Source organism: Acinetobacter sp. IK40, from assembly GCF_035615075.1.
GTDB lineage: Bacteria > Pseudomonadota > Gammaproteobacteria > Pseudomonadales > Moraxellaceae > Acinetobacter > Acinetobacter courvalinii.
In genome coordinates this window covers 214,724-240,155 of sequence record NZ_JANBOE010000005.1, presented here as the reverse complement: position 1 = coordinate 240,155, position 25,432 = coordinate 214,724, and the positions used below count along the sequence as shown (strand labels likewise).

At 44.0% G+C, this 25,432-nt stretch carries 26 protein-coding genes, 5 tRNA genes and 1 riboswitch; of the genes, 27 read left to right on the top strand and 4 right to left on the bottom strand.

What is annotated here, in order from left to right:
* Positions 1-21: 21 nt before the first annotated feature.
* Together MSG93_RS11050 and thiC are read right to left on the bottom strand one after the other, a co-directional pair.
* Positions 22-633 (bottom strand): NUDIX domain-containing protein, encoded by a 612-nt coding sequence (locus MSG93_RS11050; RefSeq protein ID WP_324621857.1) that lies wholly within the window; start codon positions 631-633, stop codon positions 22-24.
* 75 nt (positions 634-708) lie between these two features.
* Complete coding sequence (gene thiC, locus MSG93_RS11045; RefSeq protein ID WP_324621856.1) at positions 709-2,604, bottom strand: phosphomethylpyrimidine synthase ThiC; 1,896 nt, start codon at positions 2,602-2,604, stop codon at positions 709-711.
* 84 nt (positions 2,605-2,688) lie between these two features.
* Positions 2,689-2,809: riboswitch (TPP riboswitch) on the bottom strand.
* 147 nt (positions 2,810-2,956) lie between these two features.
* Between thiC and phoU the strand changes: the two genes are divergently transcribed.
* Positions 2,957-3,679 carry a phosphate signaling complex protein PhoU gene (gene phoU / locus MSG93_RS11040; RefSeq protein ID WP_004773981.1) on the top strand — a complete coding sequence of 241 codons (723 nt, stop codon included), beginning with the start codon at positions 2,957-2,959 and terminating at the stop codon, positions 3,677-3,679.
* Positions 3,680-3,975: 296 nt separating this feature from the next.
* Here phoU and MSG93_RS11035 read toward each other — a convergent pair whose 3' ends face one another.
* Both MSG93_RS11035 and argH read right to left on the bottom strand, forming a co-directional pair.
* Positions 3,976-4,248 (bottom strand): oxidative damage protection protein, encoded by a 273-nt coding sequence (locus tag MSG93_RS11035; RefSeq protein WP_005226361.1) that lies wholly within the window; start codon positions 4,246-4,248, stop codon positions 3,976-3,978.
* 49 nt (positions 4,249-4,297) lie between these two features.
* Positions 4,298-5,728 (bottom strand): argininosuccinate lyase, encoded by a 1,431-nt coding sequence (argH, locus tag MSG93_RS11030; protein ID WP_009508382.1) that lies wholly within the window; start codon positions 5,726-5,728, stop codon positions 4,298-4,300.
* Here argH and MSG93_RS11025 point away from each other — a divergent pair.
* The 26 genes from MSG93_RS11025 to rplL all read left to right on the top strand — a co-directional run bounded on the left by MSG93_RS11025 (position 5,719) and on the right by rplL (position 25,194).
* Positions 5,719-6,864: a sensor histidine kinase gene (locus MSG93_RS11025; protein WP_324621854.1), complete on the top strand. Its 1,146-nt coding sequence runs from the start codon at positions 5,719-5,721 to the stop codon at positions 6,862-6,864. The two genes, argH and MSG93_RS11025, sit on opposite strands and share 10 nt — an antisense overlap.
* Before the next feature lie 59 nt (positions 6,865-6,923).
* On the top strand, positions 6,924-7,664 hold the full coding sequence (locus tag MSG93_RS11020) for a LytR/AlgR family response regulator transcription factor (RefSeq protein ID WP_004773988.1): 741 nt from the start codon (positions 6,924-6,926) through the stop codon (positions 7,662-7,664).
* Positions 7,665-7,774: 110 nt separating this feature from the next.
* Entirely contained in the window at positions 7,775-8,692 is a 918-nt protein-coding gene (gene hemC, locus MSG93_RS11015; RefSeq protein ID WP_262755701.1) for a hydroxymethylbilane synthase, read from the top strand.
* Positions 8,692-9,468 (top strand): uroporphyrinogen-III synthase, encoded by a 777-nt coding sequence (locus tag MSG93_RS11010; RefSeq protein WP_324621853.1) that lies wholly within the window; start codon positions 8,692-8,694, stop codon positions 9,466-9,468. Before hemC ends, MSG93_RS11010 begins: the two co-directional genes overlap by 1 nt.
* Positions 9,465-10,292, top strand: coding sequence for a hypothetical protein (locus MSG93_RS11005; RefSeq protein ID WP_324621852.1), 828 nt, complete (start codon positions 9,465-9,467; stop codon positions 10,290-10,292). The genes MSG93_RS11010 and MSG93_RS11005 overlap by 4 nt, the downstream gene beginning before the upstream one ends.
* 6 nt (positions 10,293-10,298) lie before the next feature.
* On the top strand, positions 10,299-11,492 hold the full coding sequence (locus MSG93_RS11000; RefSeq protein ID WP_324621851.1) for a heme biosynthesis protein HemY: 1,194 nt from the start codon (positions 10,299-10,301) through the stop codon (positions 11,490-11,492).
* Positions 11,493-11,500: 8 nt separating this feature from the next.
* Positions 11,501-11,947, top strand: a complete 447-nt coding sequence (locus tag MSG93_RS10995) for an acyl-CoA thioesterase (protein ID WP_005226373.1) — start codon at positions 11,501-11,503, stop codon at positions 11,945-11,947.
* Between the two features lie 379 nt (positions 11,948-12,326).
* A complete protein-coding gene (locus tag MSG93_RS10990) occupies positions 12,327-12,653 on the top strand; it encodes an H-NS family nucleoid-associated regulatory protein (protein WP_005280991.1) in 327 nt (108 codons plus the stop codon).
* Between the two features lie 177 nt (positions 12,654-12,830).
* Positions 12,831-13,574, top strand: coding sequence for a type II secretion system protein N (gene gspN, locus MSG93_RS10985; protein WP_005226377.1), 744 nt, complete (start codon positions 12,831-12,833; stop codon positions 13,572-13,574).
* On the top strand, positions 13,574-14,413 hold the full coding sequence (locus tag MSG93_RS10980) for a type II secretion system protein N (RefSeq protein ID WP_324621848.1): 840 nt from the start codon (positions 13,574-13,576) through the stop codon (positions 14,411-14,413). The genes gspN and MSG93_RS10980 overlap by 1 nt, the downstream gene beginning before the upstream one ends.
* Positions 14,414-14,453: 40 nt before the next feature.
* Entirely contained in the window at positions 14,454-16,715 is a 2,262-nt protein-coding gene (gene gspD, locus MSG93_RS10975) for a type II secretion system secretin GspD (RefSeq protein ID WP_324621847.1), read from the top strand.
* 62 nt (positions 16,716-16,777) lie between these two features.
* Positions 16,778-17,392 (top strand): FHA domain-containing protein, encoded by a 615-nt coding sequence (locus tag MSG93_RS10970; protein ID WP_324621846.1) that lies wholly within the window; start codon positions 16,778-16,780, stop codon positions 17,390-17,392.
* Between the two features lie 71 nt (positions 17,393-17,463).
* Complete coding sequence (locus tag MSG93_RS10965) at positions 17,464-18,129, top strand: phosphoglycolate phosphatase (protein WP_324621845.1); 666 nt, start codon at positions 17,464-17,466, stop codon at positions 18,127-18,129.
* 112 nt (positions 18,130-18,241) lie between these two features.
* Positions 18,242-19,735: an anthranilate synthase component I gene (gene trpE / locus MSG93_RS10960; RefSeq protein ID WP_324621844.1), complete on the top strand. Its 1,494-nt coding sequence runs from the start codon at positions 18,242-18,244 to the stop codon at positions 19,733-19,735.
* 99 nt (positions 19,736-19,834) lie between these two features.
* Positions 19,835-19,910: transfer RNA gene (locus MSG93_RS10955), tRNA-Thr, on the top strand.
* Positions 19,911-19,963: 53 nt separating this feature from the next.
* A tRNA-Tyr gene (locus MSG93_RS10950) sits at positions 19,964-20,047 on the top strand.
* A gap of 29 nt (positions 20,048-20,076) precedes the next feature.
* Positions 20,077-20,152, top strand: a tRNA-Gly gene (locus MSG93_RS10945).
* Between the two features lie 11 nt (positions 20,153-20,163).
* A tRNA-Thr gene (locus tag MSG93_RS10940) sits at positions 20,164-20,238 on the top strand.
* Positions 20,239-20,402: 164 nt separating this feature from the next.
* Positions 20,403-21,593, top strand: coding sequence for an elongation factor Tu (gene tuf / locus MSG93_RS10935; RefSeq protein ID WP_005226388.1), 1,191 nt, complete (start codon positions 20,403-20,405; stop codon positions 21,591-21,593).
* 54 nt (positions 21,594-21,647) lie between these two features.
* Positions 21,648-21,723, top strand: a tRNA-Trp gene (locus tag MSG93_RS10930).
* A gap of 76 nt (positions 21,724-21,799) precedes the next feature.
* Positions 21,800-22,240, top strand: coding sequence for a preprotein translocase subunit SecE (gene secE, locus MSG93_RS10925; protein WP_005226391.1), 441 nt, complete (start codon positions 21,800-21,802; stop codon positions 22,238-22,240).
* A 7-nt stretch (positions 22,241-22,247) separates the two neighbouring features.
* Entirely contained in the window at positions 22,248-22,781 is a 534-nt protein-coding gene (gene nusG / locus MSG93_RS10920; RefSeq protein WP_004774016.1) for a transcription termination/antitermination protein NusG, read from the top strand.
* Between the two features lie 112 nt (positions 22,782-22,893).
* Positions 22,894-23,322, top strand: coding sequence for a 50S ribosomal protein L11 (gene rplK / locus MSG93_RS10915; protein WP_004637639.1), 429 nt, complete (start codon positions 22,894-22,896; stop codon positions 23,320-23,322).
* Positions 23,323-23,325: 3 nt separating this feature from the next.
* The gene (gene rplA / locus MSG93_RS10910) at positions 23,326-24,021 is read left to right on the top strand and encodes a 50S ribosomal protein L1 (protein WP_005226393.1); all 696 of its coding nucleotides are present in this window, start codon (positions 23,326-23,328) and stop codon (positions 24,019-24,021) included.
* A 249-nt stretch (positions 24,022-24,270) separates the two neighbouring features.
* Complete coding sequence (gene rplJ / locus MSG93_RS10905; protein ID WP_005278447.1) at positions 24,271-24,777, top strand: 50S ribosomal protein L10; 507 nt, start codon at positions 24,271-24,273, stop codon at positions 24,775-24,777.
* A gap of 48 nt (positions 24,778-24,825) precedes the next feature.
* Entirely contained in the window at positions 24,826-25,194 is a 369-nt protein-coding gene (gene rplL, locus MSG93_RS10900) for a 50S ribosomal protein L7/L12 (RefSeq protein ID WP_005280970.1), read from the top strand.
* Positions 25,195-25,432: the final 238 nt, after the last annotated feature.

Here is a 25,432-nt window from a genome sequence, read left to right as displayed (position 1 = left end):
TCGTTAGCCCCTTCAGATTTCTTATCTTTGTTGTATATGCTGAGCCAGCCACTGTAATGCCATGATCACAGGTGCATTTCTCAACCGCCCGTTTTGAAATAATGCTTCTAGCTGGGAATAATCAAACAGATGCAGTTGAATATTTTCACCTTCATCTGGCATCCCAAAAACGCCCCCATGTTCTGGAAGCTGAACCTCTGCCACATATAAATGAAAAAATTCAGAGCAGGCCCCAGCAGAAGGGTAGAAGCTAAATAAATGTTTTAATTCAGTGATCTCGCACCCGGACTCTTCCATGCTTTCACGGCGGATACAACTTTCTGGAGATTCGTCTCCATCCAGCACACCGGCAATAATTTCAAGTTGCCAAGCTGAAACCGGATCATTGACGGCCCCGACACGAAACTGTTCAATCAGTGCAAAGCGTTGTTGCTGATCGCTATAGAGCAAAACGCCAGCGGCTTCAGGACGATGAACCAGTTCACGTTGAATGAGAGGCGAGTAATCTTTCCGGTGAAATAACCGGTGTTTTAAGCTCACTTTCTCAACTTGTATGAACCCTCGAAACAATGTTTGTCGAGATTCTATCGTAACGTCGGTGGCTGAATAGCTGGCGTGGTCAAGAATAGTCATCTTCAATCAGGATGAGATTGTACATATCTCATCCTAACCGAGAATGATTCGCAGGAAAATCTTTTTTTAGTCGATTTACACTTTATGGTACAATTTTTGACCATGTTCCTGATAGGCGGTTTTCATGGCATTGAGACCTGCTTCAACTTCTGTTTCCGCATCATTTGACTGCTTGGCATTGTGTTGATTTTGCGCATAATCTCGCACATTTTGGGTGATTTTCATGGAACAGAATTTTGGACCGCACATAGAACAGAAGTGCGCTGATTTATGCGCTTCTTTTGGCAGTGTTTCATCGTGCATACTGCGTGCCGTATCCGGGTCCAGACTTAAATTGAACTGATCATCCCAACGGAATTCAAAACGCGCTTTTGATAAGGCATTGTCACGAACCTGAGCACCCGGATGACCTTTGGCCAGATCTGCCGCATGGGCTGCAATCTTATAGGTGATGATGCCATCTTTAACATCTTTCTTATTCGGTAAGCCCAGATGTTCTTTTGGCGTCACATAGCACAGCATTGCCGTTCCATACCAGCCAATCATCGCTGCACCAATTGCAGAGGTAATATGATCATAGCCCGGTGCGATATCGGTGGTGAGTGGTCCAAGGGTATAGAATGGCGCTTCTTTACAGACCTCAAGCTGGAGGTCCATATTTTCCTTGATCATGTGCATTGGCACATGGCCTGGACCTTCAATCATCACCTGTACATCATGCTCCCAAGCGCGATGGGTCAGTTCACCTAGGGTTTTCAGCTCGCTAAATTGTGCTTCATCATTGGCATCCTGTACGCAACCCGGGCGCAGACCATCACCTAAGCTGAATGACACGTCATAGGCTTTCATGATTTCGCAAATTTCGTCGAAATGTGTATATAAGAAGTTTTCTTCATGATGCGCCAGGCACCATTGCGCCATGATTGAGCCCCCACGAGACACGATCCCAGTGAGGCGATTCGCTGTCATCGGGACATAACGCAGTAATACGCCTGCATGAATAGTGAAATAGTCTACGCCTTGTTCGGCTTGTTCAATCAGAGTGTCTTTAAAGATTTCCCAGGTTAAATCTTCAGCCACACCATCGACTTTTTCCAGGGCTTGATAGATCGGTACCGTACCGATAGGTACCGGTGAATTACGGATAATCCACTCACGGGTTTCATGAATGTTCTTACCTGTCGATAAGTCCATGATCGTGTCGGCACCCCAACGGGTGGCCCACGTCATTTTCGCCACTTCTTCATCAATCGATGAACCGAGCGCCGAGTTGCCAATATTGGCATTGATTTTCACCAAGAAGTTACGTCCGATAATCATCGGTTCGCATTCAGGATGATTGATATTGGCTGGGATAATCGCGCGCCCCGCTGCGACTTCCTGACGGACAAATTCCGGGGTAATTTCTTTTAAATTCTGCGCACCGAAGTTTTGTCCGGCATGCTGACGCATATCGACGCCGTCACGCTGGCGCTGGTTTTCACGAATAGCGATATATTCCATTTCAGGGGTAATTATGCCTTGCTTGGCATAGTGCATTTGCGTGACATTTTTCCCTGCTTGGGCACGACGTGGGTTTTGAATATGGGCAAAGCGGATATCGGCAGTACGGATGTCTTTTAGACGGGCCTGCCCAAACTCGGAGCTCAGGCCTGAAAGGATGTCGGTATCCTGACGTTCATCAATCCAAGCTTGGCGAACCAGTGGCAAACCTTTATTTAAATCGATTTGTACATTGGGGTCGGTATACACGCCAGAGGTGTCATAGACCATCACAGGTGGGTTGTGTTCACCGCCTAAACCTGTTGGTGTTTCGGTTAAGCTGATTTCACGGAAAGGCACCTGGATGTCTGGGCGAGACCCTTGGACATACACCTTTCTTGAAGCCGGTAGGATACGGGTTAAATCTTTAGCGTCTTGCTCATGTTGAGCAGAAATATCAGCAGGGGAAAGATTCGTTAACTGGTTCATGGCATGATCCTTATGTATGGCATTAACGAATCAAGCACGACCAAAAACAATGGCGGATTTATCTCTATGATAAATAAAGGCTAAGTTTTTGCTGGGCTTGATTCCTACGCAGGTGTTAACCTGATCAGGTTCAACGGTACTTGTCTTTAAATTCTGTGATTAAGACAATCTCAGCAGTTTGTTAACTGCGCTCCGTCAAGCGACGTGTTTAGACTACCAGATTTAAAAATTTTTGTTGTATCAATTCACACCAATTTACAATGCCTAAAACCATGCTATTGTCATAAAACTTTCATCATTTCTATGTTCTAATCACCAATCATTTTTTCCATGTGTCTAGTGGAGGCATACTGTGAGCCCAAGCAATCCTGTGTTAAGTCATCATATTTCTTCACAATTTAATGAAGACTTGCAAGATGTGCATACCAAGTTTATGACCATGGGTGGATTGGTGGAGCAACAAGTTGCCAACTCAATTCATGCTTTATTAGACACAGATGCGAATTTAGCCATTGATGTGCAATTTAAAGACAATGCGGTGAATCAGTTTGAGCGTGATATTGATGAAGGTTTAACCCTGATTCTTGCTCGCCGTCATCCTGCAGCGATCGACTTGCGTATGGTGATTGCCATGAGCAAGGCCAATACCGATTTAGAACGTATTGGTGATGAAGCGGCAAAGATTGCCCGTATTGCACAAAACTTGTGTGAAGAGGGTGAGTCACCACGTGGTTATATGGAAACACGGCATATTGGTAATCAGGTACGTGTCATGATTCATGACGCGCTGGATGCATTTGCCCGTTTAGATGTGGAGCAGGCCTTGAAAGTGGTGATGGCCGATGTCGACATTGACCGTGAATATCAGTCTGCGACACGTACTTTAATGACTTATATGATTGAAGATCCGCGTCATATTTCACGTGTCATTAACGTGATGTGGGTATTGCGTTCATTAGAGCGTATTGGCGATCATGCGCGTAATATTTCAGAACAAGTGATTTATATGGCGAAAGGTATGGATGTGCGTCATACCAGCATTGAAGAAATCGAGCAGAAAGTTCATCAGAAATAAATGTAAAAATAAAATAACTTTAAGCCGTCCAATCATGGGCGGTTTTTTCATTTTCAGGATATATAGATAAAAAAAATCCCAGACTTCGGGGGAAAAGTCTGGGAGAGAAATATCATGCGTTACGTGAGATATCAACGTATCTCTTTGTCTTTCTGAATACAACTATAAGCGCAGGCGTCTGAGGAGTCATGTAGACAACTGTGTATACTCTGTAAGGCTTTATTACTTATGTAAATGTCACGTAAAAAGAGAGCTAAAAACAGCTCTCTTTTTATCGCAGGATCAGGCAAAATGACTTACTTTTGCTCAGTCCAACCCTCTGCTTTTTCTACACTTTCATCGTTATTGAAGAACTTCTCACGTTGTTCTTCCAGAAACTTCTTCGCATCCGGTTCAAACACATTCAGACGTTTTTCATTAATCAGCGTGGTCTGGTGTTTTAACCATTCCTGCCATGCCTGCTTTGAAACGGTTTCAAACAATTCCTGACCTTTTGCACCCGGAAACGGTGCGAAGTCCAAGCCTTCAAGCTCTTGTTTATATTTGCGGCAAAATACTTGTCTAGTCATTATGGCATCCAGTGAAAGTCCCTCTTTGTAAAAGAGGGATATAGGGAGATTAATATAACTGTTCTAGGCGAGTGTGCGCACGCGCAATCGCAGCTTCAACCTGTTTCGGCGAAGTTCCACCAATATGGTCACGGGCATTCACAGAAGCTTCTAAAGTCAATGCTTTATCAAATACATCTGCGGTGATCAAATCAGAGAATTGTTGTAACTGTTGCAATGTCAATTCTGATAAATCTTTTTCTTCTGCAACACCTAAAGCCACCGCTTTACCGACAATTTCATGGGCATCACGGAATGCTACGCCTTTTTTCACAAGGTAGTCGGCAAGATCGGTTGCGGTAGAGAAGCCACGAAGTGCTGCTTCGCGCATAATTTCGATATTTGGAACAAGCGCTGGAACCATGTCTGCGAAAGCCATGAGTGAACCGCGCACGGTATCAATCGCATCAAATAGTGGTTCTTTATCTTCTTGGTTGTCTTTGTTATATGCCAATGGTTGACCTTTCATCAGGGTCAACAGGCTGATCAAGTCACCAAATACACGACCTGATTTACCACGTACCAGTTCAGGCACATCTGGATTCTTCTTCTGCGGCATGATGGAAGAGCCTGTGCAGAAGCGGTCAGGAATATTCACAAACTTGAATTGTGCTGAAGTCCATAAAATCAGTTCTTCTGACATACGTGACAAGTGCATCATGATTAACGATGCCGCCGCATTAAATTCAATGGCAAAGTCACGATCAGAAACCGCATCTAAAGAGTTTTCTGAAACCGCTTCGAAACCTAAGAGTTCAGCTGTATAAGCACGGTCGATCGGGTAGGTGGTCCCTGCCAATGCTGCAGAACCGAGAGGCATACGGTTGACGCGTTTACGGCAGTCTTGCAGGCGCTCGGTATCACGCACCAACATTTCAAACCACGCCAGTAAATGATGACCAAAGGTCACTGGCTGTGCGGTTTGCAGATGGGTAAAGCCCGGCATAATCGTATTGGTATTTTTGCTTGCCAAGCTGAGCAGGCCTTTTTGTAAACGAAGTAACAAGCCCAAGATGTCATCGATTTCATCACGTAAATAGAGACGGATGTCAGTTGCAACCTGATCATTACGGCTACGGCCGGTATGGAGTTTTTTACCGGTAATGCCGATACGTTGAGTCAAACGAGACTCAATATTCATGTGTACATCTTCTAAATCAATACGCCATTCAAAGTTACCCGCTTCAATTTCAGCCTTAATGGTGCTTAAACCTTGGATAATGTCGTCACGTTCAGCTTCAGTCAGTACACCTACTTTCGCAAGCATGGTGGCATGCGCAATTGAACCGGCGATATCTTGTTTATAAAAACGTTGGTCAAATTGCACAGATGCGGTAAATTCTGCAACAAAAGCATCAGTTGCTTCAGAGAAGCGGCCGCCCCACATTCCAGAGGTTTGATTCGGGCTGGCTGAAGAAGAGGATTGAGAAGATGTGGTCATGGCGGCTCAGTAAAATAAAAAAGAGTATAGCAAATCCAAACGCAGTTGCCGAAACTCGACGTAAGAAGTTATCGCAAACTCGTCAGGGGGGAAATCCATCAGGCTCCTATTTTTTTACGAAAATCGGGCAATGGCAACACTTATTGGAATTAATTGTTGCCAGCAATGTGCTGGCCATGGTGCTAGCGCTGGCTGAGGCTCGGTCATGGCAGGCTTTAGAGGGCATTCGTGTCCTGCAATATATGTTTTTTATTAACTGGGTAATTTTATCTTTTTCGGCACTGGTGGATTATTTTCAGGATTTTTTTGCCAGATTTAGCCAGAAAGTCGCTCTGGTATTGGGCTTTATTCTCTTACAACTGATTGTGCTGGTGACCACCTGTGTTGTGAATGTTCTGCAATATTGGGCCACACGTTCCGGGCCATTCTCGGAAGAGATTCTATTGCACGGAACCAGCCTGCACCTCGGTTATGGGGTGTTGCTGGGCGCGTTCTGTATGCGCTATCTCTACATGCGCGAACAATGGATGAATCAGCAATATAGTGAATTAAATGCCCGTATTCAGGCCATGCAGGCACGAATTCATCCACATTTTTTATTTAACAGTCTGAATAGTGTGGTGAGCCTGATCGCGATTGATCCTGACAAGGCTGAGAATATGCTGATTAATTTATCCCGCTTATTCAGGGCCAGTTTTCAGGAACTGAAGCTGGTGAGTCTGGCGGAAGAAATTGACTTATGTCAGCACTATTTAAGTATTGAAAAGATGCGTTTGGGCGAGCGTTTGAATGTAGAATGGAACATACAGGCCACAGCTGTTGAATTAAAACGGACAACGATTCCGTTATTAACGTTGCAACCTTTGCTGGAGAATAGTATTTTTCATGGGGTAGAAAAAGTTTTGCAGCCATCAACCATCAGCGTATTGGTTGAAATATTGCAAAATCAAGTCAGTATAGTCATTACTAACCCTTATTCTCACGATACAATAAAATCGAGAAAAGGAAATGGTATTGCGATTGAAAATGTGAAGCAGCGCCTGAAAGCTTATTATGGGCAATCGGTCAAGTTTCAGATTTACGGGGGAACGTCGTTGTATACGACGGTGGTGAATTACCACGATCAAGTAAAATAATAAGTCGAGTTAACCATAAAAATGATGGATATGAAGTTAACGCTGACAAGGAGAATAGGATGAGAGTTCTGATTGCTGATGATGAGCCTCTTGCTGTAGAGCGTTTGTCACGTTTGGTCACTCAAATGGGACATGAAGTCATTGCGACAGCGCATCATGGACAGGATGTGTTAAATCATATTGAAAATGACTCACCGGATGTTGTTTTACTGGATATTCAAATGCCCGGGATGAATGGTCTGGAGTGTGCCGAACAGCTCAGCCAGCTTAATCCTCGTCCGGCCATTATTTTCTGTACAGCATACGATCAACATGCATTGGAAGCATTTAAATTTCAAGCACAAGGCTATTTACTTAAACCTGTTGCACAACAAGATCTACAGCAGGTATTTAATCATTTAACCCAACTTACACAAGCACAAATGACTGGCTTACAACAACAAGATGATATGTACGATACCAAAACCCAACGCCAACAGATTGCTGCGAAGACTTATCGCGGGGTGGAACTGATTCCCTTGGAAAATGTGTATTATTTTTTAGCGGATCAAAAATATGTCACGGTGCGTCATAAAAATGGCAGCGTACTGATTGATGAAACACTGAAAGATCTGGAACTGGAGTTTGCCGACCGTTTTATCCGTATTCATCGTAATGCGCTGGTCTCACTGGATTATCTGGAAGGGTTGGAACTGGTCGCAGCAGGCCAATATCAGGTGCGCTTGCGTGAACTGGATGAGCGTTTATCGGTGAGCCGCCGTCATTTGCCAAGTTTAAGAGAGTGTATGCATCAATTGTAAATGCGGCTTTTCAGCTGAATCAATGCTCACTTTATGATTTTTTACTTGCAATTTCGGGTGATCAAGTTAAGTTGGGAGCAATTGCTTTGATCAATACTTCATTTGAATTTATGAAAACCTTAAAAATTGCGACCCGACAAAGCCCGCTTGCACTTTGGCAGGCCGAGCATATCCGTTCTCGTTTAAATGCACTTTATCCAGATTTAACGGTTGAGCTGGTCAAGTTTGTGACGCAGGGTGACAAGATTCTGGATACCCCACTGGCAAAAATCGGTGGTAAAGGTTTGTTTGTGAAAGAGCTCGAAGCGGCATTACTGGATGGTCGTGCAGATTTAGCGGTCCATTCCATGAAAGATGTGCCGATGCATTTGCCTGAAGGCTTAACCTTGGCGGTGATCTGTGAGCGTGAAGATCCACTGGATGCATTTGTTTCGAATCAATACCAGCATTTTGATGAATTGCCGCAAGGGGCAAAAGTCGGTACTTCGAGCCTGCGCCGTAAATGCCAGATTTTACAGCAACGCCCCGATCTGGAAATTATTGATCTACGTGGCAATGTCGGTACCCGTTTATCCAAGCTGGATGACGGATTATATGATGCCATTATCTTGGCGAGTGCGGGTCTGAAACGTTTAGGTCTGTCGGATCGTATCCGTCATTGTCTGGCACCCGTACTGAGTTTGCCAGCAGTTGGACAAGGTGCGCTGGGATTGGAATGCCGTGCCAATGATGACACATTGTTAAAACTGATTCAGCCATTACAACATGAAGAAACCTCGATTTGTGTCCGCGCAGAACGTGCCTTTAATGCTTATCTTGAGGGTGGCTGTCAGGTTCCGATTGCAGGCTATGCCACTTTGGCCAATGATCAGCTTCAGATTGAAGGGCGAGTGGGTAGTGTCGATGGACATACTTTATTAAAAGAACAACTGGTTGGTGCGCCAGCCGAGGCTGAGCAACTGGGTGAGCAACTGGCACAACGCTTATTGGCGCAAGGTGCGGGTGAGTTGCTAAAAGCGTTGTATTAATGCTGTTGATCAACACCCGTCCTGAAGACCGTGCGGGTGCTCTAACACAGGCATTGTCCGAGGCTGGTTATCAGGTTGTGGGCTTGCCATTACTTGAACTGGTGCCAGAGCCTTTTTCGCAAGGCTTGCAGCAGCTCTATCAGCAGCTTGATCAGGTGCAGGTGATTGTTGTGGTCAGTCCCACTGCGGTTGAGGTGGGGATGCACTATTTGCAGCATGCCGGGATCGCGCTGGAGAAGCTGCAACATATCCGCTGGATTGCAGTCGGGCAAACCACTGCGCAGGCACTGGCCCGATTCAATATTCATAGTGATGTGCCTCAGGTCGAAAACTCGGAAGGCATGCTGGATTTACCTATTTTAAAACAGCAGAAAAATTTAAAGAAAATTGCGTTCTGGCGGGGGCTAGGCGGACGACAATTCATGATGCAGCAATTGCAGCAGCAGGGGATTGAAGTACTCAATTTTGTCCTTTATCGCCGTCAATGTCCGCAACAAAGTTTTCAGATCTTCCCTGAGATGATAAAGAAAATAACGCCTCAACAAGCGGTTGCTGTGCTGATCACTAGTGAGGCAAGCTGGAATTACTGGCAGCAGATCTGTGAGCAGGTGCAGCAGCCCCGAACATGGATTTATCTGGTGTTGGGGCAACGGCTGGCACAATTATTAGAAAACACCAGAACACAGACAAACAAAGCATTTAACATTATTCAGCTTGAAAATTTATCTGCATCAGAGATCATTCAACGCATGAGAGACTGGCAAGGACATGTATGAGAAAAATTGGTTATTTAATATTAGGGCTGAGTTTATTGTGGTTGGCTAAACTCAGTTACGATGTTGCACAATATTCTCAAACGGTTCCCCAGCTTCAACAGCAGCTTAGCCAGACTGAACAGCGTTATGCATTATTGAATGATCAATTTGTCGCGGTCCAGCGTCAGTTGCAGAATAATCGTGTGGTTGAGCCTACAGATAATAGTTCAATTCCGATGACAGTTGAGGGTATCTCACCGATTATCCTGATTAAGCAGCAAATGCAACTGGTGCAGTTTGCACTGGATCAGCAACAGTTTATTTATGCACTGGAACAACTGAATCAGGTCCAGCAGCATGTATTGCAATACGCAGTCTCACCAGCTTTACAAGATAGCCTGATTAAATCGATAGAGCAGGATAAACAGGCCATCCAGCAATTTGTATTAAGCCAAACCCAGCAACAGCAGCAGCTTGATCAGCTATTGCAGCAACTGGATCAAAAGATCGCGCAAAACCTGCAAGATCCGAAACTATCAATTGAAAAAGGTGAAAGTGCAACATGGTGGCACTGGTTTAAACTGGAAAAAGTGCAACGTTCATCGCCAGATTTAATGGGTCGTAATATTACCTTAAAAGAAGCACAGTTACGGCTATTGCTGGCATCTCAAGCCTTGCATGAAGGTCAATTGACTGAATATCAGAAATCGGTTCAGGAAGTGATCCGGTTACTTGCCGGGTTACCGGATCAAAATAGCCAGCAAATGAAACTGCGCTTAGAGAAAATCTTGAACCAACAAGCCGTCCCTACACCGAAATTAACCAGCTTAGGCTTGTTGGGATAATCTGTCATGAAGCAATTAATGTTGATTTATTTTCTCTCGGCGCTGGTGTTGTTCGCATTATTTTCTGTATTGAGTTATGGCTATGGAAATGGCTATGCGTATATCTACTGGCGAGAATGGCAGTTCCAGAGTAGTGTGTGGGGCTTAATTGCACTGTTTATTGTGATTAGCCTGATCTTGCAATTATGCTGGTTATTGGCTAAACGTTATTTCACCCGGGAACAAAGAAAAAAAGAAACGATTCTGCACTTCAAGCAATTACATCCTTATGAGCAACTCGGTATTGTCTGGTTGCTCGAAGCCTCAAAAGACCAGCAGGTTTTTATAGAGCGGGTATTTGCCCAGTCGGGCCTGCTCAGCAATATTATTGATGCGCAATTTGATTATCAAAATGGTGATTATGTTGCGGCATTGCAGAGTCTGGATAAATCAGCCCCGATGGCTTTTGAATTGGCTGAATTACAACGCATAGATATTTTTCTTGAGCAAAAAGAAACCGAAAAAGCGTTAACCCATTTAGAGTTTCTGGTGCAACATCAGCTTTCTCCGTGGCTGGTTGAAATCGAAACCGCTTACCAGCAGCGTATTACTGCACTATGGGGCAAACTGGCACTCCAACAACCCTGGTTATTTTTGCAAACCACGCAATATGGGTTGTTAGATGCGGAACATCGTGATTTATGGTTGCAGCAATTATTAATTCATTTTGATCAGGCATCGGTTGATGACCTTGGTGCATTACAGCAGCGCTATCTGGTGTTGCAGGATGAGATTGAAACCCGTCCCTATAGCAGCAAGGTGCTGTGGTTGAAACTATTGGCCAGAATGCCTGAGATGAGCGTGCAGCATGAAGAGCTGGCCTTACATTTATTGCAAGATCAGTTCGACCCGGAAGTGTTTTATTTGTGGTTTCAGCAACAGTTACTCAAGCAGATTCCGGATTATGCTTATGTTGAGCAGCGCATTATTCAGCTGGAACAGCGTTATACCAGTGTGCCTATGCTGGCTTTTGCAAAGTGGCATATTTATATGGCGACCCAACGTCAGGCAGAGGCAGAGCAGTTATTAACTTTATATCCTGATAATATATTAATGAGTTATTTAAGAATTAAGTCGACCTTGAGTGATAATCAGGACTTAATCAAACAGTTAAATTTAATATTTGAAAATGATGTGAATTTTCTTAATTTTAAGATATGAGTGTAAATATGAAAGAACTGTCTGTCTATCCGGTTATTCATCAGCAATCCGTGGCTTGGGGCGATATGGATGCGTTTGGGCATGTCAATAATGTACAATATTATCGCTATATGGAAAGTGCCCGTATTGCCTATTTAATGGCATTAAATATCTTCGATCAGGAGATATTGACAGTGGTTGCCTCGAGTCAGTGTAAATATTTACGGCCGGTATTTTATCCCGATGTGCTGCATATTGGTGCGCGTATTGAAGAGTTAAGAAATAGTGCATTTCGTATGCATTATGTATTATGGAGTGAATCCCAGAATCAAATGATTGCCACCGGTGAGGCGGTTATGGTTTGTGTAGATAAGGTAACATCCAACAAACGTAATATCCCGGATTCAATTCGGCAGAAAATTATTCAGCTTGAAGAAAATGTCGGGCATCAATTAATATTAGGCCCGTCATCATAAAGACAATTATGTCTATTTTATTTGAATATATAACAAATTTCATAATGTGGTGCTTTTGAGTGGCCGGCAAAACAGGCACAATAAAGCACCATGAACTAAATCAAAAAATAAGAAATTTTTTAGTGAAATTTAAGAATACGTTAATATAACTGGTGTTGGTTAAGGTTGTTTATTTAATTTTTAAAATCTGTTTAGATATCTAAATTCTCCCTTTTTTTGTTTTATTGTAAATAAAATACCATTTTATTGTTGATGTACGATTAAGTGAGCTATTCTCATATTGATTATTTAATCACTTATAAATTAATATTGAATAGAATTCTAAATTCATTTTTATTTTTGAGTGATATTTTTTTCTTATTAAGTTGGAGTGGTTCGAATGAAACCAGATATTAGCGAATTATCGGTAGAAGATTTAAAGCGTTTACAGGCTGAAGCTGAAGCTTTAATTGCCAGCAAAAAAGATCAGGCAATTGAAGATGCTTATAATCAAATTGTTGCTATTGCTGAAGCAATTGGTTTTAGCGTTGAAGAGTTATTAGAAGTAGGTGAGCAAAAGCGTAAGAAAACGACGCGTAAAGCTGTAGAGCCACGCTACCGCAACAAAAACAATACTGAGGAAACTTGGACAGGTCGTGGTAAACAGCCACGCTGGTTAGTTGCCGAGTTGGAAAAAGGTGCAAAACTTGAAGATTTCTTAATCTAAGCAAGTTTTAAAGTCATCGTTTTGTCATACGATGGCTTTATCCTGAATCAAAAGCCAGGCTTAAAAAGCTTGGTTTTTTTATATGAGAGAATTGGCGATGTTGAAAAAGTATGCATAATGTCATTCAGGGGCGAGTGTCTCGAAAAGGATGATATTTTGCATGTTGGTAAGGGTTGAATGAAGAAAAAAACCAAGCAATGGAGATGGTGGCTTTTCGCCATTTTTGCATTTTTAATTTTTATTATTTTACAAATTCCAGCGACATGGTTAATTGCAAAATTCTCAAAAGATAATCAAATATTACATAATGTCAGCGGCAATATCTGGCAGGGGCAAGCCGATTGGCAACGTGGCCAGCTACGCGGCTCGGTGCATTGGAAAACCCGTCCTTTAGATTTGTTATTGTTACGTTTAGGGGCAAATCTTGATATCCATAGCGGTAACACGCAATTCAATGGAGTATTTGGTTATGGTTTAGGACAAAAAATCATGATCAAGGATTTGCAGGGTGCGATTTCGCCAGAAACATTAAAGTATTTTGCAAACTGGCAATGGCCTGAAAATTCTATTCAATTGAAAGACGTGCAATTTAACTATCAAAAAGAAAAAGGTTTTAGCGCAGCAGAAGGTCAGTTGAATTGGGGCGGCGGCGCCTTGAGTTATACCTTTGGTCAGCGTCAGGACCGTATGAATATGCCTTCCTTGGTGGCTGAGATAAAAGATGAAAACGGCCAACTCCAGATTGATATCCGTGATCAGCGTAGCCAGAAAATGGGGAATCTCAGCTTAGATGCCAACCTGATGCTGGATGTACAGCTGACGCAACGCATGTTGTTGAATATTCCATCCTATCAAGGTAAAGCCGGCCTGGATACCTATGTGATCAGTTCACGTCAGCCGTTGTTGCAGGGTGGTTTTTGATGAAAGCAATCACTGAAAAAATGCAACAATTGCGTTGGCAGAAGCTGGATAAGTTAAGTGGCCTGATTCTGGCTTTACTGATTTTATGGTTATGCTGGAAACTGGCTTCCTTATTCTGGTGGGTGGTTGCACCGCCACAACCGATGCAGTTTGACCGGGTTGAACTGGGTTCGCAGCAAGCCCAGGTTCCCAATATCAGTTCATTTGCCTTATTTAATGAACCTGCAGCAGCTTCGGCCGATGACAATATCAATCTGGAGTTACAGGGTGTATTGCTCGGTCAACCAAATTACTTGTCTTCTGCGGTCATTAAAATGAATGATACTGCTGAACGTTATCGGGTAGGCGAGACCGTTGGTTCTAGCTCCTATCAGCTGGCCGAAGTGTATTGGGATCACGTAATCTTGCGTCAAGGTAATGGTGCAACACGTGAAGTCAAATTTAAGGGACTGGACAATGGTTTATATCAACCGGCTGCGCCTGTTTTAAATAATGGAACAAGCGTCCCTCCAGCAGCAGCTCCTGCGCCTGCTCAGAATTCGCCCCAGTCTGCTTTAGGGCAGGCTATCCAGCAAATGCAGGATAACCGGGAACAATATCTGAAAAATATGGGCGTCAGTAGTGGAGGGGAAGGCTATGAAATTTCGGATAAGACGCCCTCGAGCTTAAAAAATAACTTAGGTTTGCGTTCGGGTGATCGTATTCTGTCGATCAATGGCCAAAGCGTCGGGCAGGGGCTCAACGAAGTACAATTATTAGAGCAAGTACGTCGTGAAGGGCATGCCAAAATAGAAATAAAACGTGGTGATCAGGTGATGACCATACAACAAAGTTTTTAGTGATCACACGTCACACATCAGTTAGGAATAAGTGCAGGTTATGGCTTTCTTGAATCATCAACGTCCACTTTGGGCATTACTTGCTGCAGCGCCTTTAATTGCGACAGTCAGTACCCATGTGCAAGCACAAACATGGAAGATCAATCTACGTGATGCGGACTTAACTGCATTTATTAACGAAGTTGCTGATATTACAGGGAAGAACTTTGCGGTTGACCCACGTGTACGTGGCAATGTTACGGTTATTTCCAATAAACCGCTGAATAAAGATGAGGTTTATGACCTATTTCTGGGCGTCCTCAACGTCAATGGTGTGGTGGCACTACCTTCTGGCAATACGGTAAAACTGGTACCAGACAGTAATGCCAAGAATTCGGGTATTCCTTATGATGCCCGAAGTCGTGCTGGCGGTGACCAGATTGTCACGCGTGTGATCTGGCTACAAAATACCAATCCGAATGACCTGATCCCGGCATTACGTCCATTAATGCCACAGTTCGCGCATCTTGCTGCGGTGGCTGGAACCAATGCCTTAATTGTTTCGGACCGTGCCACCAATATTTACCAGCTTGAAAATATCGTGCGTAATCTGGATGGAACTGGGCAAAACGACATTGAGGCAATTAGTCTGCAATCCAGTCAGGCCGAAGAAATTATTGGTTTGCTGGAGACCATGAGTGCCACAGGTGCATCCAAGGACTTCATTGGATCGCGTGTCCGTGTGGTTGCAGATAACCGGACCAATCGTATCTTAATCAAGGGTGATCCGGACTCGCGCAAGCGTTTGCGTCAAATGATTGAAATGCTGGATGTGCCGTCGGCGGCTCGTTTGGGTGGCTTAAAAGTTTTCCGCCTGAAATATGCCAGTGCTAAAAATCTGGCCGAGATTTTACAAGGTCTGGTCACAGGGCAGTCGGTTTCATCATCATCTTCTTCGTCAAATAGCAACAGTAGTTCAAATTCGATTAATAACCTGGTTTCAAGTAGTCAGAATTCAGGTTCATCAATGGGTTCTTCATCTTCTGTTTCCACACCTTCGATTAATTTAAATAGTAATTCAAGCAATAGTCAAAATGCGGGCATTACCAGTTTCAATCAGGGTGGGGTCAGTATTATTGCCGATCCTGCACAAAATGCTTTGGTGGTGAAGGCTGAACCGCAATTGATGCGTGAAATTGATGCCGCGGTTCAGCAACTGGATACGCGCCGTCAGCAAGTCATGATTGAGGCTGCGATTATTGAGGTGGTTGGGACCGATGCAGATCAACTGGGAGTGCAATGGGCGCTTGGTGATTTGAATAGTGGCGTAGGGTTAATTAACTTTTCCAATTTAGGTTCTGGCTTGTCCAAAATTGCAGCTGGATATCTAACTGGTGGTGCAGCGGGTGCGGCAGGCGCTTTAGGTGATGGTGCATCCATTGGTCTTGGTAAGTATAAAGAAGGCAGCAATGGCTCTCGTCAGCTATACGGGGCCTTGATTCAGGCACTTAAAGAAAATACCAAGTCTAACCTTCTTTCAACACCTTCCATCGTGACCATGGATAATGAAGAGGCGTATATCGTTGTTGGTCAGAATGTCCCGTTTGTGACAGGTTCGGTTGCAACGACAGGTAACAGTACAGTAAATCCTTATACCACTGTTGAGCGTAAAGATGTCGGGGTGACTTTAAAAGTAATTCCGCATATTGGTGAGGGTGGTTCTGTACGTTTGGAAGTTGAGCAAGAAGTCTCTAACGTTCAGAATAGTAAAGGTCAGGCTGCTGATTTGGTCACCAGTAAGCGTGCAATTAAAACTTCGGTATTGGCAGATCATGGACAAACCGTTGTGTTGGGGGGCTTGGTCTCAGACAACACGACTTTAGGACGTCAAGGCTTACCTATATTAAGTGATATTCCGTACTTGGGCCGACTGTTCCGTTCGGATAATCGCAGTAATGAAAAGCGTAACCTGCTTGTGTTTATTCATCCGACCATTGTGGGTGATTCGGATGATGTACGTCGCATTTCTCAGCAGCGTTATAACCAGCTCTATAGTTTGCAACTTTCAATGGACAAAAATGGTAACTTTGCCAAATTACCTGAAAATGTTGCAGATATTTATAGCCAGCAGCCTGCGGCAAATTCACCTTATCAAAAAGTTCCAACCGCGAGGCAAGCCCAAAAAACCGTTGTGGTAACTACGCCAGTTGCGGTTGAGCAGCCTCAGCTGCAGCAGAAAACCGTACAGCTCCCGGTGAAGGAAACCGAGCGGAGTAAAAATACGGTCACCACCACTACGATTCGCCCAGCGTCTTCACAGTAGCTGCACAGAAACGCTTATGTCACAATGTTACGATTGTGGAAAATGATAAAGGATATGCATCTATGACTTGGAAATTACAAGCCATTACAGGTGAATTTACGGGGCAGGAACTGAATATTGAGCGTGATATGTTGGTTGGCCGACATCAGGATGCCGATATTTTGTTGCAATCCGCCGATATTTCGCGTCGTCATGCGGCGTTGTTACTCAAAGGTCAACAGCTTTGGGTGCAAGACTTAAACTCGTCCAATGGCACATTTATTAATGATGCGCGAATCGAGCAGGAAACTGAATTGCACGATGGTGATATTTTGCAGTTTGCCAGCTTTGTGTTCTCGGTACTTGCGCCAGCGGCAGCAACAGAATTACCTGAAATTGAAGCAGAGCCTGTGACAGCAAACACGCATGATCAAGGCATGCCGAGCATTGCCGAACGTGCGGCCGAAACACCAATCACACGTGATGGGATGCCACAACAGGTCGCGATTCCAAAACCGGCACCCATTCCTGAAGGTGTGCAGGTACAGGCTGTGCCTGAACCACAACCTGTTGCGCTTGAAGAGCCTGTTTCACGTGTGGCTGAAGAGAAAGAGCAACAGAAGAATGCTTCGGTTGGGCTCATTTCAATTATTGTATTGATCATTTTAGCTGTGATTGCCTGGCTGTTCTTTAAATAATCGGGCGAAGCTTTTACAATCAAAGGCATGCCCGTTTGGGTGTGCCTTTTTTATTATGAGGGTGAAATTTCATGTCTGTTGCGCAGTTGCAAAGTCGTCATCTGGTGTTATTTGATCTGGATGGAACACTGGTGGATTCCGCCGCTGACCTATATCGTGCCATGAATCTGAGTCTGACCAAGCTAGGGCTGCCGCTGGTGACTGAAGCGCAGGTGAGAGTGTGGGTGGGTAAGGGTGCCGCAAAATTATGTGAAGCGGTACTGAGCCATTTATTTGGACACGTCGATGCGCAACAGCAAGCGCAGCTGTTAAGCACCTTTATGCGGGTGTACGCGCAAGAGCTCTGTGTTGATACGCAGGTATATGACGGTGTGTTGCCCTTTCTGGAGTATTGTCAGGCCCATAATATTGCCATGGCCTGTGTCACCAATAAGCCAGAACATCTGGCCCGAGGTATTCTGGACGTTTTAGAGCTTGCACCTTATTTTAAAATGGTCGTAGGTGGGGACAGTTTGGCGGAGCGTAAACCGCATCCGTTACCGCTGTTGCATTGTGTAGAGCAAGCAGGAATAACCACGGCTGAAACCTTGATGATTGGCGATTCAAGCAATGATGTTGAAGCTGCAAGGCGTGCAGGTATTGATTGTATTGTAGTCAGCTATGGCTATAATCATGGGGAAAGTATTTATGACTGCCAGCCACAGCAAGTGGTTGATCGTCTGGCAGAGTTAGTTTAAGAAAATCAGATAGGGAAAGAGGTATGAGGATGATGATGGTTTTTCGATGGCGGGATTAAAGCAGTATTAAAACAGGGAAACGCAGATAAATCGAAACCATAAGAGATGACTCATGACAACAGCAATCCAGTTTGAACAATTAAAAGCAGCAGGCTACAACACCATTCCAGTTTATCGTCAACGCCTGGCTGATACTGAAACCCCGTTATCTGTTTTTGCACGTTTTAAGGAACAGAAACAAGCTTATCTATTTGAGTCGGTAGAGGGCGGCGAGAACTGGGCACGCTATTCCATGATTGGCCTCGGCGAATCTACCGTTTTTTCATGCAATGCCGGTGTGTTAACCCTCCAGCAAGCAGATGGCACAGTAACGCAACAGGATTGTGCAGATCCGTTTCAATATATTCGTGATTTTCAAAGTCAGTTTAAAGTTCCCAGCAAAGCCGAACTGCCGGACTTACCAAGCTTTACCGGTGGCCTGGTGGGTTATTTAGGCTATGACGCCGTGCGTTATATTGAGCCAAAACTCAAGAATGTCCCAGCAGCTGATCCGGTGACTCTACCTGATTTATGGTTGATGCTGTCTCAAACCGTGATTGTGTTTGATAATTTAAAAGATACGCTGTTCCTGATCCATCATGCTGATGTCAGTGAGCCAGATGCCTATAACAAAGCACAAGGCAAGCTGGATCAGCTAGAGCAGTTACTGGCAACACCAGTGAGTCTGCAAGCAAAACCGCATACCGCCCCACATTTTGAATCGATTACCGGCAAGGAAAAGTTTCTGGAAACTGTGGACAAGGTTAAGGAATACATCCGTGCTGGGGATGTGATGCAGGTGGTGCCCGGTCAGCGTATGGTGTCTGACTTTGATGGCGAAGCTTTACAGGTCTACCGTGCGTTACGGCATTTAAATCCATCGCCTTATTTATTCCTGGTGCAAGGGCAAACGCTGACCGATCAAAAACCTTTTCATATTGTAGGATCATCGCCAGAGATTCTGTCCCGTCTGGAAAATGGTATCGCAACGGTACGCCCTTTGGCAGGAACACGACCGCGCGGCAAAACCAAAGAAGAAGATCTGGCCTTGGAACAAGATTTACTGGCGGATGAAAAAGAGATTGCCGAACATTTAATGCTGATTGATCTTGGGCGTAATGATGTCGGGCGGGTATCCAAGATCGGTAAAGTGCAAGTGACAGACCGTATGGTGATCGAACGTTACTCACATGTCATGCATATTGTATCTAATGTGCAGGGTGAGGTACGTGATGATATTGATGCTCTGGATGTATTTAAGGCGACTTTTCCGGCTGGAACACTTTCCGGTGCACCCAAAATACGTGCCATGGAAATTATTGACGAAGTTGAACCGGTAAAACGGGGGGTGTTTGGCGGTGCAGTGGGTTATTTAGGCTGGCACGGCGAAATGGACATGTCGATTGCCATTCGAACCTGTGTGATTCGCGATAAAAAGGTCTATGTACAGGCTGGAGCAGGGCTGGTTGCGGACTCAAATCCTGAATCTGAGTGGAATGAAACCCAAATAAAAGCTCGCGCAGTGATCAAAGCGGTTGAATTATCGTCAAACGGATTGATTTTATGAGTTTTTAACGGTTTTTTTTAAAAAAGCACTTGCATCGATTCTAAGTTTTGCTAAACTGCACACCGTTCCGATACGAAACGTACGAAACACTAAGAAAGAGCCGGCATAGCTCAGTTGGTAGAGCAACTGACTTGTAATCAGTAGGTCCACAGTTCGAATCCGTGTGCCGGCACCATCTTAAAAGTGTGGTAGTATAAAGTAAAGAACAGCACTGTGTAAGTGTGATATGGTGAGATTCCCGAGCGGTCAAAGGGGGCAGACTGTAACTCTGCTACGAAAGTTTCGAAGGTTCGAATCCTTCTCTCACCACCATCTAACTTCGATAGATGTCGTACCAACATGCGGGAGTAACTCAGTTGGTAGAGTGGCAGCCTTCCAAGCTGCATGTCGCGAGTTCGATCCTCGTCTCCCGCTCCATCGAAGATGTCGCTCTTATAGCTCAGTGGTAGAGCACTCCCTTGGTAAGGGAGAGGTCTCGAGTTCAAATCTCGATAAGAGCTCCAGATATACAGTTTAGTGGTTATTCCACAAGTTTTTAAAGAAGCAGGCTATTATAGTCTGCTTTTCAAGTATTAGGTGTCTAGTTTTTTAGGCGAATGTCGATAAAGAAGGTTTTTCAGGGTTGTTTTTCTCTAAACTGGTGTCGACGTAAACGAGGAAAATCAAAATGGCTAAGGCTAAGTTTGAACGTAACAAACCACACGTAAACGTGGGTACAATTGGTCACGTTGACCATGGTAAAACAACTTTAACTGCTGCGATTGCAACGATCTGTGCAAAAACTTACGGCGGTGAAGCGAAAGATTACTCACAAATCGACTCAGCTCCTGAAGAAAAAGCACGTGGTATTACAATTAATACATCACACGTAGAATACGATTCTCCAATCCGTCACTACGCTCACGTAGACTGCCCGGGCCACGCCGATTATGTTAAAAACATGATTACTGGTGCTGCTCAGATGGACGGCGCGATCCTTGTATGTGCTGCGACTGATGGTCCAATGCCACAAACTCGTGAACACATCCTTCTTTCACGTCAGGTTGGTGTACCTTACATCGTTGTATTCTTGAACAAGTGTGACCTTGTTGATGACGAAGAATTACTTGAATTGGTAGAAATGGAAGTTCGTGAACTTCTTTCTACTTATGACTTCCCGGGTGATGACACTCCAGTTATCCGTGGTTCAGCGCTTAAAGCGTTGGAAGGTGATGCTGGTCAATATGGCGAATCAGCAGTTATCGCTCTTGTTGAAGCGCTTGACTCTTACATTCCAGAACCAGAACGTGCAATCGACAAAGCATTCTTGATGCCAATCGAAGACGTATTCTCAATTTCTGGTCGTGGTACTGTAGTAACAGGCCGTGTAGAAGCTGGTATCGTTAAAGTTGGTGAAGAAGTCGAGATCGTTGGTATTAAAGATACAGTTAAAACAACTGTAACTGGCGTAGAAATGTTCCGTAAACTTCTTGACGAAGGCCGTGCAGGTGAGAACTGTGGTATCTTGCTTCGTGGTACTAAGCGTGAAGACGTACAACGTGGTCAAGTACTTGCTAAACCAGGTACAATCAAGCCGCACACTAAATTCGATGCAGAAGTATACGTACTTTCTAAAGAAGAAGGTGGTCGTCACACTCCATTCCTTAACGGTTACCGTCCACAGTTCTACTTCCGTACAACTGACGTAACTGGCGCGATCAAATTACAAGATGGCGTAGAAATGGTAATGCCTGGTGACAACGTAGAAATGTCAGTAGAGTTAATCCACCCGATCGCAATGGACCCAGGTCTACGTTTTGCGATCCGTGAAGGTGGTCGTACTGTAGGTGCTGGTGTTGTTGCTAAAGTAACTGCATAAGCCCAATACTGTGTTACACTCAAATCGGAAGCTTCGGCTTTCGATTTGCATAATAGGCTAGTAGTTCAATTGGTAGAGCGTCGGTCTCCAAAACCGAATGTTGGGGGTTCGAGTCCCTCCTGGCCTGCCACTTTTTTTTTATAAAAAAGCTTAATTCTGGCTGAGTTGTCATATAATAAGTCGCGAATTCTACGACGAGTAAAAAAATGTCGAATGATAAATCGCGTGACGCATTAAGCGACGCGCCAATCCCTCAAAGAAATAATGCTGCAGAAGTTGTAAGCGCTGGTACTCCACTTGATGTTGTCTTGTGGTTGATTGCTATCGTTTTATTGATCGGTTCAGCATTGGTAAATCAACATTTACCTGCCTATTGGGCGCCAGCAAATGATGTTTGGGTGCGCGTTGGGGTAATTTTGGCTTGTATCGTCGTCGCTTTAGGTTTATTATACGCCACCCATCAAGGCAAAGGCTTTGTGCGTTTGTTGCAAGATGCGCGAATTGAACTGCGTCGAGTGACCTGGCCAACAAAACAAGAGACGATCACGACTTCGTGGCAGGTGCTTTTGGTTGTAGTGGTTGCATCATTGGTTTTATGGTGTTTCGATTACGGGTTAGGTTGGTTTATTAAGTTAATTATCGGGTAAGAGTGCGATGAAACGTTGGTATATTATTCATGCCTATTCAGGTTTTGAAAAACAAGTGATGCGTTCACTTAATGACCGAATCCAGCGCAGCACTGTTGCTGATAGCTTTGGTGAAGTCCTCGTTCCTACTGAAGAAGTAGTGGAAATGAAGGATGGTAAGAAGCGTAAGTCTGAACGTAAATTCTTTCCAGGCTATGTATTAGTCGAAATGGAAATGAATGATGATACTTGGCACATCGTTAAAGAGTGTCCAAAGGTTCTTGGTTTTATTGGTGGTACACCAGAAAAGCCGGCACCTATTTCACAACGTGAAGCTGATGCGATTCTTGCGCGTGTACGTAATACTGGTGAAGCACCACGTCCTAAGACGATGTTTGAACCAGGTGAAGAATTGCTCGTTGTTGACGGTCCGTTCACTGACTTTAAAGGAGTCGTGGAGGAAGTTCAATACGATAAGTCACGTTTAACGTTGACGATTAATGTATTTAATCGACCAACTCAGGTTGAACTCGAGTTTCGCCAAGTCGAAAAAACGATTTAACCTGTCTAGGTTGATAAGCGCCCGATCTGATCGGGCATTGTTGTTCAAACACTTCGGTGTTGTTTAATTTTTTGGGGAGCCTAGCGGCGTCTGTACCCAGAGGTAATTTTCAATGGCTAAGAAGATTGACGGCTATATCAAGCTGCAAGTTCCAGCTGGTAAAGCGAATCCATCTCCACCAATTGGTCCTGCTTTAGGTCAACGTGGTGTAAACATCATGGCATTCTGTAAAGAATTCAATGCTGCTACACAAAAACTTGAAGTTGGTTTGCCAATTCCTGTCGTGATTACTGTGTACAACGATAAGTCGTTCACTTTCATCATGAAAACTCCACCTGCATCTATTCTTCTTAAGAAAGCTGCTGGTATTCAAAAGGGTTCTTCTGTACCGAACAAAACTAAAGTTGGTAAGTTGACTCGTGCTCAGTTAGAAGAAATCGCGACTACTAAAGAACCAGACTTAACTGGTGCTGATTTAGACGCTCGTGTTCGTACCATCGCTGGTTCTGCACGTTCTATGGGCTTGGAAGTGGAGCTATAAGACATGGCAAAGTTAACTAAACGTCAAAAAGCCATTGCTGCTGCTGTAGAAGCAAACAAAGTTTACACTTTGGAAGAAGCAGTACAAGTTCTTAACAGCCTTCCAGCTGCGAAGTTCAAAGAATCTTTAGATATCGCTGTAAACCTTGGCGTAGACCCACGTAAATCTGATCAGGTTGTTCGTGGCGCGACGACTTTACCTGCAGGTACTGGTAAAACTGTACGTGTAGCTGTATTTGCTCAAGGTGCTGCTGCAGAAGCTGCGAAAGCTGCTGGTGCTGATATCGTTGGTTTTGATGACCTTGCTGAAAGCATTCAAGGTGGAAACCTTGATTTCGACGTAGTGATTGCTGCTCCTGATGCAATGCGCGTTGTTGGTAAGTTGGGTACAATTCTTGGTCCACGTGGCTTAATGCCAAACCCGAAAGTGGGTACAGTAACTCCTGATGTTGCTGGTGCGGTTAAGAATGCTAAATCTGGTCAAGCACGTTACCGTGTAGACAAAGCGGGTATCATCCACGCTGCGATCGGCCAACTTGGCTTTAGCGAAGAAGCTGTACGTCAAAACGTTGAAACTTTAATTGCAGACTTGAAAAAGTTAAAACCTGCAACGTCTAAAGGTGTATACGTTAAAAAGATCACTTTGAGCTCAACTATGGGTCCTGGTTTGATCGTTGACGTAAGCAACGTATCTAAGTAATTAGAAAGAATTTTAAAGCCTTAGGTTTTCTCTTTGAGAAAATCTAAGCAAACTTTGAATTGATAAATGAATATTTATCAGCGTCAAAGACCTCAGGCGAGAAATATTTTCGAATGTTTTTCTTAATCTATCAGCCTGAGTAGACGCGGTGGTGTGATTTGTTCCTCCTCCGCGTGTGAGTCTGAATAAGGCTTGCGAATTGGGAGTGTGCTCGCAAGAGTACATAAATCACCGTTAGGAGGTTTTACGATGGCTCTTCTTATCGAAGACAAAAAACAGATCGTTGCTGAAGTAACTGAAGTTGCTTCTACTGCGTTCGCTGCCGTTGTTGCTGACTACCAAGGTTTAACAGTTGAGCAATTAACTGCTCTTCGTGTTGAAGCTCGTAAACTAGGTGTTGCTACACGTGTTGTACGTAATACTTTGGCTAAACGTGCACTTCAAGATACGCCATTCGCGATCTTGAATGATGACCTTGTTGGTCCAACAATCTTAGCATTCTCAACTTCTGAAGATGACATGGGTGCAGCTGCACGCTTGTTCGAAGAATTTGCTAAAACTAACAAAGCATTTGAATTAAAGGCTGCTGCATTTGAAGGCAAACTTTATCAAGGTGCAGAAGTTAGTGTTATCGCAAACCTTCCGAACCAAGAAAAAGCGCTTACTATGCTTGCCTCTGTTCTTCAAGCTCCGATTTCGAAATTGGGTCGCTTACTTACAGCGCTTCAAGAGAAAAACGGATCAGAAGCTGCTTAAGCTTAAATCTACATTCACACCATTCAATATCCATTTGGAGTTACTCTCATGGCTTTAACTAACGAAGAAATCTTAAACGCAGTTGCTGAAAAAACAGTTCTTGAACTTGTTGAATTAATCTCTGCTTTCGAAGAGAAATTTAACGTATCTGCTGCTGCTGTAGCTGTTGCTGCTGCTCCAGGCGCTGGCGCTGCTGCTGAAGAACAAACTGAATTCAACGTTGAGTTGACTTCTTTCGGTGCTAACAAAGTTGCTGTAATTAAAGCAGTTCGTGAAGCTACTGGTCTTGGTCTTAAAGAAGCTAAAGATATGGTTGAAGGCGCTCCAGCTGTTCTTAAGGAAGGCGTTTCTAAAGAAGAAGGCGAAGAACTTAAGAAGAAGCTTGAAGAAGCTGGTGCTACAGTTACACTTAAGTAATTCTGTAGGGAGTCGGTTTTTTGATAATCGGCTCCAAAAATTGGCTGATGGCTCTTGGGTCATCAGCCTTTTTGCGTTACAATAATCGGCTCGTTTTTTGTTAGTTTTGCGTATAATCCGCGTATTATTTGAGCAAAATCAATAAAATCAAACGCTTACCAATATTTTTTTGCTTATAAAAATATTGTTAAGCGTTTTAATACCACTAAAAATTGCAGCATTTGTAAACAGTGGTGGC